Below are 10,900 nucleotides of genomic sequence, written 5' to 3'. Positions count from 1 at the left end.
GCAAAGAGCTGTACACCATTACTTTCTCTGAGGCAGTTCAGCGAGGCCTACTAGTCGATTACAAGGTGCTTGTTTTGGCAGTTGAAGAATCGCATGTCAACCGTCGTTTACAAGAACTATTTAAAGATAGTGATAACCAGCTTAAAGTCGATGACGCGGCCAAAATTGTCGGTTGCTGGAAGGCTTTAGCAAAGCAAGGTCTGACCGATGATCTGGTAGGCGACAACGAGCCGATGAAACGCGCTGTGGCTTTCTGTCAGGTTATTGAGCCCAGCAATAATCGGAAGGGGGCGCACAAGGTCAGCTCGAAAAACATAGCCGGTATGTTCCAAGCAGTTGTGGAGGCGTACCAAAATTCAGAGCAAATCGATGATGCCTCACAACTAATCTGCGAAGCAGAACACGTCGATGGCAGCATGAATGCCAGCGAAAAAGACACCAAGCTCGTATGGCTCAAAGCTGATGCTCCTGAACGTACCTGCCGTATTCTGAGCAATGTCCGCTGCTTGTCAGAAGGGGTAGATGTTCCTGCACTGGATGCAGTGTTGTTCCTCACCCCCCGTAATTCTCAGATAGACGTAGTCCAATCTGTGGGCCGAGTGATGCGCAATGCTCCCGGAAAAAAACGCGGTTATGTAGTGTTACCAGTGGTGATTCCTGCTGGGATGGAACCGCACGAAGCGCTCAACGACAATCAGACCTACAAAGTGGTTTGGCAGGTGCTTCAAGCTTTGCGCTCACACGATGATCGCTTCGATGCAATGGTCAACAAGCTCGACCTTACGGGGCACGATCCTCGTAAGATGGAGGTTATCGCCATCACGGATAAGGTTGAGAAGAGGCAAAAACGCAGCGATGCCACTAGGAATAAAAATGCCGGAAAAGATCAGTTTGGCATCGGGAGCCAGAGCAAGCACGATTCTCATGGCCAAATGACTCAGCAGGGCGACTTGACCTATGAAGTTGGCGAGCTTGAACGAGCCATCTATGCCAAAGTGGTACAAAAATGTGGGAACCGGCATCACTGGGAGGACTGGGCTAAAGATATTGCGAGGATTGCTCACACTCACATCGACCGCATTCAGGCCATCCTTGAAGATCCCGCCAACACAACCGAAAAGGCTGCTTTTAATGCCTTTGCAACCGAGTTGCGAGACGATCTTAATGACAGCATCAGCGATGGCGAAATTATTGAGATGCTAGCCCAGCATCTGATAACCAAGCCAGTGTTCGACGCTCTTTTTGAAGACTATAGCTTTGCCCAGCACAACCCAATGTCTAAAGCCATGCAAAACGTGCTAGATGTTTTGAACGAACATCGCTTGGACAAAGAAGCCGATACCCTCGAAAGCTTTTATGCCAGCGTTCGTGAGCGCGCTCAGGGCATAGATAACGCACAAGGGAAGCAGCGAATCATTAAAGAACTATACGATAAGTTCTTCAATGGCGCGTTCCCTAATTTGGCCAAGCGACTAGGTATTGTTTATACCCCAGTAGAAGTAGTGGACTTTATTATTCATAGCGTCAATGACGTGCTTAAAAGGGAATTCGGCCAAACACTCGGTAGTGATGGTGTGCACATCATAGATCCCTTCACTGGTACGGGAACGTTTATCACTCGTCTGCTCCAGTCAGGCCTCATGACAACTGACCAGATTAAGAAAAAGTATAAGGGCGAGATCCACGCTAACGAGTTGGTGCTGTTGGCGTACTATATTGCAGCAATCAACATAGAGGCAGTTTATCACTCCCTGGTTGGGGGAGACTACGTGCCCTTCGAAGGTATCTGTCTGACTGATACTTTTCAGATGTACGAAAAGGACGATCTTGTTAACGAGTTATTAGTTCAAAACAGCGCCCGACGAACCCGTCAGAAAAATTTGGACATCCGAGTAATCATCGGTAATCCACCTTATTCAGTAGGGCAGAAAAGCGAGAATGACAACAACGATAATGTTGTTTACCCTCACTTGGATAGCCGTATTCGGGAAACATATGTTGCGCGTTCTAATGCAACTCTTTCAAAAAATCTTTATGATAGTTATATTCGTGCTATTCGTTGGGCTAGTGACCGAATTGGCGATAGTGGCGTAGTTGGTTATGTTTCAGGCTCCGGTTTTGTGGAAAAGCCAGCGATGGATGGCATGCGAAAAGCCTTAGCTGAAGAATTTACAAACATGTATGTGCTTAACATGAGAGGTGATATTCGCAAGAATATGCTGAGTAAGGGGCGGGCAAAGGAAGGGCATAACATATTCGGTAGCGGAAGCATGACTGGTATCGCCATAACTTTGTTCGTTAAAAATCCGGATGCAAAACTGCATGGGCAAATCTACTATCACGATATTGGGGATGATTTATCCCAGTCTGAAAAACTCAAAAAGCTAAGCAGCCTTATCGGTATGTCGGGGATTACCGCTACTAACGCTTGGGAAAATATCATCCCCGATGGACACGGTGATTGGCTGCAACAACGTGATGGCAGCTTCAACGATTTTATCGTCCTGGGTGACAAGAAAAAAGGCGGAGCCAAACTTTTCGAAAACTTTTCACAGGGAATACTCACAGCTCGAGACTCGTGGTGCTACAACGCTAGCAAGCTTTCTGTGGGGGCCAACATGGAACGGATGATCGACTTCTACAACGCAGAAATAATCCGCTTCAACGTGGCACACATTGGGTTAGACAAGAAAGCTCGGGAAGAGAAAGTAGACGGATTTATTAATACTGATCCCACGCAGATTAGTTGGACGCATAACGTAAAACAAGAGCTGAGTAAAAACCGTCGCTTGAGTTTTGATGTAACCGCACTGACTCCAAGTTTGTATCGTCCGTTCACCAAGCAGTGGCTTTATTACAGTCGTGGTTTGAACGAAAGGGTCTATCAGATGCCGCGCATTTTTCCCGATGCGATGGCAGAAAATTTGGTGATTTGTGTTTCTGGTATAGGTTCGAGAAGTGGGTTCTCAGCGTTGATGTCCAACACGCTTCCAAACTTTGATAGTCTTGAGAAATCACAATGCTTCCCGCTTTATCTTTATGATGTTGTCGACGAAGACTTAGGCACTCAAGGCGATTTGCTTAGCGTTTCCACTAAGCCAGTGCGTCAACGTCGCGATGCCGTGACGGACGAGGGGTTGGCTCACTTTCATAAGGCTTATCCAGGCAAGCATATCAGCAAGGAAGATGTATTCTTTTATGTGTATGGTTTGCTTCATTCGCCTGAGTATCGCGATAGGTATGCCGATAATCTAGCTAAAGAGCTGCCATGTATCCCTTGCGTTCAAACTGCTGAAGGCTTTTGGGGTTTTTCAAAGGCGGGCCGGTCTTTGGCCGAGCTTCACATAAACTACGAGTCTGCAGAGCTATTTCCCGCCAAAGTTTCAGGTGGGAGTGCGGCTGGAGATTTCCGAGTTGAGAAGATGAAGTACGGCAAAAAAGGTAAAAATAAGGATTTGTCTACTTTGCACTACAACGACAAAGTATCTATCACAGATATTCCGCTGACGGCGTACGAGTACATTGTCGGCGGCAAGCCTGCATTGGATTGGGTTGTGGATCGTCAGTGTGTCAAAACCGATAAAGCCAGCGGTATTGTCAACGATGCTAATGAATGGGCCATTGAAACCATGAAAAACCCGAAGTACCCGTTAGAGCTGTTCTTGCGCGTGATCACGGTTAGTCTTGAAACTATGAAAATCGTTGAATCGTTGCCGCCGTTGGATATTTGATACGCAACATGCTTTTCTCGTTAGTATTGAAAGGCGCAACTCCACCATGTAAAAAACAGGGGTGAAGGTAGCCAAAGCGTGGGTCTAGGCCGACAGACCCACGCTTTGATTTGAAGACTTAAACCCGGGATGTGTTTTTTTCGACCGCCGATGTATAGATCGAGTTTTTCGGGTTAGCAAATACTCGTTCTAGCATCGGTTCAAAGAAGTTCAAAGGCATGGTTTCATACGCGGGATCGAAGGCTGCGGCATCATATTTTGCACAGAATTCAATGGTTTGCCAGTATTGCGGATGTCCTTTGAATTGCTCGCGCAACATCCGATCCATGCCTAGATGATGGAAAAAGTAGTAACCCTGGAAAATGCCGTGTTTTTCGACCATCCACAAATTTTCCGGGCTGACAAAAGGCTTGAGGATCGCGGCAGCTATATCGGGATGGTTATATGAACCTAGAGTATCGCCGATGTCGTGTAGCAGAGCGCAGACAACATATTCCTCGTCGCGTCCATCCTGATAGGCACGAGTCGCGGTTTGCAGGCAATGAGTCAGACGGTCAACAGGAAACCCGCCAAAATCACCATCAAGCAGCCTTAGGTGATTCAATATTCTTCCTGGCAGCTGCCTACCGTAGGCACTGAAGTGCTGGGCTATGATTTCCCAGTCTTCCTGAGTGCCATCCTTCATATGGGTAAAACGGGCTTTAGCAACCATTGGCTGTCCTTTCTTCTTCGTTGGTTGGACGCCAACAGTCTACGCCTCGATAGTTTCGCAACACTGACCGTAAAGGACGCATTGCTGACCCTGCGCGCCTCGCGGTTATTTCGGGATTTGCATCTATCAGAGGGCGTGTGTCTGCGCTTTCATAGCCCTTTGAACCGTGCTTAGGCTCACGTTCATAGCCTTCGCCACTTTGCGAAATGATGCGCCTTCACTTTGCATTGCCGCCCGTATGGCTGCGTCATCTACAATTTTTACGCGCCCTTTATATACACCTGCTTCTTTCGCCTTCGCTATTCCCTCCCGTTGCCGTTCTTTAATCATTGCGCGTTCAAACTGGGCCACGCTACCCAACAGAGAAAGCATCAGTTCTTGCACGGGGTTAGATTCGCCTGTGAACAGCAACTGCTCTTTATGAAAGTGGATGCCGATCTTCCTGTTATTCAGATCTTTGACAAGCTTTAACAAATCCTCCAATGACCGTGCCAGCCTATCGATAGAGTGGACGTGCACGGTATCGCCCTCACGAATGAACCTCAGCATTTCTTGTAATTGGGGACGATCCGTAGTTACTCCCGACACTTTGTCTTCAAACAGGCGCTCAAGAGACACACCATCTAGTTGCCGAACTGAATTTTGATCGACGGTCGAAACCCTGACGTAACCTACATTTGCCATGTTAATTCACCATTTGTATTCATTAGATTCTAGAGGTTGTAATTATTGATGTATTCATTTCTTATTGCAACCCAAATGAATACGTTTTAGGGCGGGTTGTGTGTTCATTGAGTTGTCGTCGAATGGGTGTACCCAAATGAACGCAGTTGGTCATGTGTCTGGACTTCTCTCGTAGCGACGAAAGACGCAGTCGGCACTTTTTATTTTGTCTGACGGCGAATTGCCACCATTCAACAGCAATTGCCAACCCGGTATCCTCTGCACGACAGCAAATGACATGGAACATGGAAAATTCAGCATGGCTTTTGGGATTAGTCCTACAGCCAGAGCGTGAACTTTGCCGTAGGGTCATTCTGTACCAGCCTCACGCTGGAATTCCCCAAGGACGAAAGGACGTTGCATGTCTGGCTATGTACCCAATCCGCCAAAGGGCTACCGCAACAGCGGTGTAGAGCCTGTCGATATCCATGCCCAGCGTTGGGCGGAATACAAAAACCTTGCACCGACACCGGAAGACAAGCCCGACACAATGGGCTGTGTATTCGCCAAGAGCTGCAACCTCCCTGACGGTGTAATCGATCACAAGAACCAGTCTGGGTTTGTGCCTATAGAGAAACTCACCGACTACGGACTGTGGGCTGTACTTGGAACCGGGGCAGCGATTACCACCCAAGGCACCCCACTGCAACTGGTTGGCGGGTCTGCTACTGGCAGCGCAATTGCTCAACGTCTTGGCGGATCGTTGTCACTGGGGCTGCTGAAAGGTTCAGGCGTTGTTGCTGCTGGCTTCGTAGTGGGCACGATTGGGATGCTGATACCGAACACCAGCATTGCACCCGACAGCGCTTTCTATAAAAGCGACCAATACGCAACGCTTGAAGCAGGCCGTACCCGTGTGCGAGTCAACGTAAAGACCCTACCGGATGGTTCTGTCAACGCTTACGGCTTCTACACGGGCGGTAAAACAGACTGGGAAAATGTTCCTGTCATCGAAGCCAAGAAGGACGGCGAAAACTACGTTGCCGACATTGGCAATGGTATAGGTCTTACTTGGACGCCAGCGGCAAGTGGTGACGGTGTTCTGGGTATTCCTGCACTGGAAGGTGCACCACAGTTACCACCTGTGTGGGTGTATCCGCCGACGGCAAAATCTGACACCCTACTGGCAAACCCGGCACACCCTCCAGAATTCCAAGATGCAATTATCTGGTTTCCAGGCTCTGGCATTGAGCCAATCTACATTGTTCTAAGCACTCAGTTGGAGAAGAACAAAGCCGCCGGTGCCGAGTTTGAAGACAAAACCTATGGCGGTTTCTCCGACGAAATGGAAGAGTCCGGCCAGCAGGTGACCGTCAAGACTGAGAGCGGCACGCGAACGCGCCTAGATATGATCGGTAGAGATAAGAACGGCGATATCAGCTGTGTCGAATGCAAAGCATCTGATACTGCGCCACTCACGCGCAATCAGAAAAAAGCGTTTCCAGAAATAGAGCGAAGCGGTGGCACCATCGTTGGCAAAGGTAAGCCGGGATTCCCAGGAGGGACAGTTATCCCTCCCACCCGAGTAGACATCGTGCGACCAAAGTAGTCAAAGTATTTAAGGAGTTGTCATGTCAGTAACAGACCCAAAAACCATTGATATGTGGGGCATCCCGAAATGGGACAACAGCAAGATCGTCCTGGGTATTGCTGACCATTTGCCTTGGGAAGGCAAAACCGAACAGGGCGAGCACCTGCTAGCACTTCAAGACAAGATCAATACATACGTTGCATTTATCGAGAGCGGTGAGATTTACACAGAGATACCCGGCGCACTTGGGAAGTCTCCCATCATCCGCGTTCAGGGCAAATACGAACTGTCGGAACAAGGAGAAATGTTCATTGATCAAGCTACCGATGTGCTAAGACAAGCAAATATCGAGCTTGAATTTGTGCTCAAAGACTGACAATGAAAAACGATATCACCGATTTCACCGAATCGGAATTCGTCAGCTTCGTGCACAAGCTGCTTACCGAAAACAAAGCAGCAACTGATGACGTTTTAGATGTTCTACTAGACCAATTTTGCGAAATGACTGGTCACCCAGACGGCACTGACCTTATCTATTACCCCGAGGATGGCTCAAGCGGAACAGCAGAAGACGTTACACGTGCCGTTAAAGCGTGGCGAGCTGCTCAAGGTTTTCCGGGATTCAAGGTCTACTGATCCAAAACTGGGACAAGTTGTGAAGGTCGAGGCAAAGTTTTCCAGAAAGTGGCCCCGATTTTTTCAGGGGCTGGTAGCACAACTACATACTAGGATTGCCATTCTGCATGCTTCTCTAGCCAGAGGGTTGGGCAGGAAGGGCGACTCTATAAGTAAGCGATCAACCTTCGGAGGATTCCACAAGGCGAGCCGCGTTTAGCTGGCTACGGCTGTTCCTCTAGCATTTTTTCCAAGCTCAAGACCAAGTCTGAAGGCTTGCATCTCAAAGCGCTTGCAAGCTTGAACAGCACTGCAATCGTAGGGTTGTGGATTCCACGCTCTATCAGACTGACATAGTTGCGCTGTACGTCTGCTTCATGTGCAAGCTGTTCTTGAGTTAATCCAGCATCTTTGCGTTTTTGGCGCAAAACCTTCCCAAAAGCAAAGCCGATATCCACGTTTGCAGCCCCATCTTAAAGAGGGGTCACTGTCGATGATGACTGTCTCTGCGTCCTCACAGTATACTGTGAATATTCGCCATAAAATCACTCCGAATGAGAGGCACCATGAAGGTATATACGGCAATTTTTATTGCGACACTGACCATGCCGGTGGCCAGTCTGGCAGGCATTTTGGCAATGGAGCTGGGTTACGTCTGGAGCATTCGCCAAGCTTTCGGTGTTGGGGTTTTTGTTGGAAGCGTGATGGTCATGCTGGCAGTAATCATTTTCTTACTAGGTATTCCTTCGCTGAAGCGAAATTTCCGCAGCTAAGGATAGATCGAGTGAAATCAAAAAGTGTGGTTGTGGCAATAGGGCTGAATTTAATCTTCCCCGGTTTCGGGTATTTGTATATGTGTCGATACTTAATCGGGATATTCGGTGGTCTGCTCGTTTTTGTTGTTATGTGTAGATCGTCAGAAAGCACAGCCTTGGTTTGGGTTGTGATGAATTTAATTATGGCTATCGATATGTGTCTATTGAAAAGATTGGTTAAAAATCATGAATAAAATCATATACATTTGCTGCGTCGTCCTGTCAGGTAGTGTTTGGGCTGGACAGCCTAGTGAGGATGCAATTAATCAAATGTACAACAGTCGTGTTGACGAAATGATGGAGTCAACCGGGATGAACTTTGAGAACGCAGTTGCAACGAAGAGCATTGCTTCGGAGTGGCGGGCAAACAATGCTCGCGCTCAATTGAAGTTCAGTAAGCCCATGATGTATTACGGTCGACTCAGTAAAGTGCTGCTTAACGATGGTAATGCTGACCTATTATTGGATTCTGGTTCGCCTTCAGAGGTCACTGTAACGCTATCCGCGTATCAGGCTTGGCCGTGGAAATTGACCGGCGATGAATGGAGTATAGGTGGTGTGCAATCAAATTTACAGTTTGCGGCGAATCTGGATGCTGGTGCTAAACTCTATTTTCAGTGTCGGCGTGTTGAGTTTGTTGGAAAGATATATTTGGTGAATTGTCTCGCATTTCCCGAAAAAATCACAAATTGAGTTTGCATGGCTTTATTGTTTGCCCTTAAGGGCTCTTGTCGTGCGATAGAGGGCTGCTTGCGTGACAAGGTAATGGGTGTGCTAGGGCTATGATATAAAATTGCTTAGATCGCGCCCTGGGGCGTTAAAATCTATCTCTTTGATCCTTGCGCCGCGCACATCCGGCATTTTGCTATCTCGCCAATCTTTCAACATGGAAGTTACTTTGCGGCTTCCACTCCATAGTTGATGTTTTATTGGCTTGGACTTGATCTTTGCCAGATATGTCATCCACTTAAAGTACGAATCAAGGTCTTCGATCGTCTGGAGGTGGTGGCCATATTTGTCATGGTCAGGTGCAATAATCGAATAGTCAGCCAGCTTGCCCTCTTTCTTCAGCTTTGCATGTAGATGTTGTAGGCTTGACTTTCTGCTCAACTTGTCATTAAGAATTATCGCGTGGTGATGGTGGATCCCGCTTTCATCAGTTTCGCTTACCGTCACCCTCAGGGGGATATATTTGAATTTGATTTTATAGTAGTTGTTCAGATGTGCACTGTACTCTGAACAAGTCATCTTGTCTGTGAAGCGTGTGCGCACATGATACCCCCTCGCATATCGAAATACTCTAGAAGCGTCGTAAACGAGAATGTAAAGCGCTTGGACGATGTTTTCGAATGTAGGGTACTGTGCACTGCACTTGATTGGTATTCCCTGATATTGGTCTAGGATGTACTGGGGCTTGTGTTTGATTGTCATTATAATTAACTTACTGTATGGCTTGGCTGCCCTTAAATTGATTTCTAATAGAGATGTAAAGATCCATGCGCTCAATAGTCCCTTACGCCTTAAAGGTCGGGGGCTTTGACGATATTTTTTGTTTGTAAGTCGTTGCGAGGAAGCTGAGTTTGGTGTGTTTGTATAAAATTATATTTTGTTGTAGAACTCGTAAATCTCTAGCTCTGCTGCGCTTGTTTCGACTGCCTTGAAAGTCGTCGTGTCCCCTGTACGCTGGCGGGCCAGCATAGTCTTAAAGCGTTCTAGGCGCTCTTTAGTCAGGGAGCCGTCTCTGTTTGTAATGTGATGAACGTTTCCTTGTGCAGATATTTTGTATGCTTGTATCTTCCTGTTGTACCCCTCGTAGACGCACTTGCTAAAGTCGTTTCCGGAAGTGTTGGCTAGCATTAAACCTCCGGAATAACAGTCTATCCTATATCCCGAGGACTGAAGCAGTGCATTCAAGCGCATGGGGTGGTCTGCGATTAACTCGTACTGATAGTCCCATGCAGCATCATATTTGGATACGTTTTCCACCGTGTCGTTAGTTATTAACAGCTTTTCACGTTCTAGTTTGTTTCTTTGTTCGCACAGAGAGGCAATCTTTCTATCAAGCTCGGGCAGTGGCCCGTACTTTTCTAAAGATTGAACTATATTGTTTATTTTTTCACCGATATCTCTCAGTTGGCCATCTATTACAATCAATTTTTTCTGGGATGATGATAGTTCAATATTTTGCATTGCTTTTTCAACTGCGCCTGTCGCTGTGTCATAGCAGACATGTAAAAGTACTGGCACAGGAAAGGATTTTGAGTTTTTGCATCGTAAGTCACCATATACACATCTAGTGGTGCATCGCATAGTGAATGGACTGTTCTTGTTGATCTTAACCTGCATGTTTGCACCGCAATCCCCACACTTAATAAGGCCAGAAAGAAAGTGAGTGCGTGGTGCGGTTGGTGGTTTGTATTCGTCGTTAAAGCGTTTTTGTACTTGGTAGAATAATTCATCAGATACAATTGATGGATATATTTTATAGTCTTTCCAGTATCCGATGGCGATCCTATTGGTTAACCATCGACGGATTGTGCTAGGGTTTATGGTCTCAAAAGCTGTGTTTGATTGGATAAGACGCTTTAATATGCGTCGTTCTCCGATGCCAGATAGCGCATCCTCAAATGCTCCTTTCATTGCTTCGGCAATATCAGGCTTTACTGTGCCATCTGAGTTCAGCCAAATGGGTGTCCTCCGCTTCGGGATGACTCCATTCATTGCAAGAGCTTCTCTTCTCTTATAACTTGCCTTGACTCGCTCTGATAGGGAT

General features: G+C 47.1%; 11 protein-coding genes. 6 read left to right on the top strand and 5 right to left on the bottom strand.

The window, feature by feature from the left end; all coding sequences use genetic code 11:
• Positions 1-3,731: type ISP restriction/modification enzyme (locus F8N44_RS14180; protein WP_224794765.1), on the top strand; the 3,731-nt coding region annotated here is incomplete at its 5' end.
• Positions 3,732-3,849: 118 nt separating this feature from the next.
• Here the strand turns inward: F8N44_RS14180 and F8N44_RS14175 are convergent.
• Both F8N44_RS14175 and F8N44_RS14170 read right to left on the bottom strand, forming a co-directional pair.
• A complete protein-coding gene (locus tag F8N44_RS14175; protein WP_150650705.1) occupies positions 3,850-4,443 on the bottom strand; it encodes an HD domain-containing protein in 594 nt (197 codons plus the stop codon).
• Between the two features lie 126 nt (positions 4,444-4,569).
• Positions 4,570-5,127: a recombinase family protein gene (locus tag F8N44_RS14170; protein ID WP_150650704.1), complete on the bottom strand. Its 558-nt coding sequence runs from the start codon at positions 5,125-5,127 to the stop codon at positions 4,570-4,572.
• A 400-nt stretch (positions 5,128-5,527) separates the two neighbouring features.
• Between F8N44_RS14170 and F8N44_RS14165 the strand changes: the two genes are divergently transcribed.
• From F8N44_RS14165 to F8N44_RS14155, 3 genes are read left to right on the top strand one after another with little or no spacing between them, the layout of a single operon-like run.
• Positions 5,528-6,715 (top strand): S-type pyocin domain-containing protein, encoded by a 1,188-nt coding sequence (locus F8N44_RS14165; RefSeq protein WP_150650703.1) that lies wholly within the window; start codon positions 5,528-5,530, stop codon positions 6,713-6,715.
• Positions 6,716-6,737: 22 nt separating this feature from the next.
• Positions 6,738-7,073: a DUF6572 domain-containing protein gene (locus F8N44_RS14160; protein WP_150650702.1), complete on the top strand. Its 336-nt coding sequence runs from the start codon at positions 6,738-6,740 to the stop codon at positions 7,071-7,073.
• A gap of 2 nt (positions 7,074-7,075) precedes the next feature.
• On the top strand, positions 7,076-7,333 hold the full coding sequence (locus F8N44_RS14155) for a bacteriocin immunity protein (protein ID WP_150650701.1): 258 nt from the start codon (positions 7,076-7,078) through the stop codon (positions 7,331-7,333).
• Between the two features lie 203 nt (positions 7,334-7,536).
• Here the strand turns inward: F8N44_RS14155 and F8N44_RS14150 are convergent, their stop codons facing one another.
• The gene (locus F8N44_RS14150; RefSeq protein WP_150650700.1) at positions 7,537-7,770 is read right to left on the bottom strand and encodes a helix-turn-helix domain-containing protein; all 234 of its coding nucleotides are present in this window, start codon (positions 7,768-7,770) and stop codon (positions 7,537-7,539) included.
• Positions 7,771-7,878: 108 nt separating this feature from the next.
• Between F8N44_RS14150 and F8N44_RS14145 the strand changes: the two genes are divergently transcribed.
• Positions 7,879-8,085, top strand: coding sequence for a hypothetical protein (locus tag F8N44_RS14145; RefSeq protein WP_150650699.1), 207 nt, complete (start codon positions 7,879-7,881; stop codon positions 8,083-8,085).
• Positions 8,086-8,313: 228 nt separating this feature from the next.
• Entirely contained in the window at positions 8,314-8,820 is a 507-nt protein-coding gene (locus F8N44_RS14140) for a hypothetical protein (protein ID WP_150650698.1), read from the top strand.
• An 87-nt stretch (positions 8,821-8,907) separates the two neighbouring features.
• Here F8N44_RS14140 and F8N44_RS14135 read toward each other — a convergent pair whose 3' ends face one another.
• A complete protein-coding gene (locus F8N44_RS14135) occupies positions 8,908-9,399 on the bottom strand; it encodes a hypothetical protein (RefSeq protein ID WP_150650697.1) in 492 nt (163 codons plus the stop codon).
• Between the two features lie 327 nt (positions 9,400-9,726).
• A partial coding sequence (locus tag F8N44_RS14130) for a recombinase family protein (protein WP_191630891.1) occupies positions 9,727-10,900 on the bottom strand: 1,174 nt, incomplete at its 5' end.

It is taken from the genome of Pseudomonas fluorescens, from assembly GCF_902497745.1.
In the GTDB taxonomy this organism is placed as follows: domain Bacteria; phylum Pseudomonadota; class Gammaproteobacteria; order Pseudomonadales; family Pseudomonadaceae; genus Aquipseudomonas; species Aquipseudomonas fluorescens_BM.
This window is presented reverse-complemented; position numbering and strand designations above follow the sequence as displayed.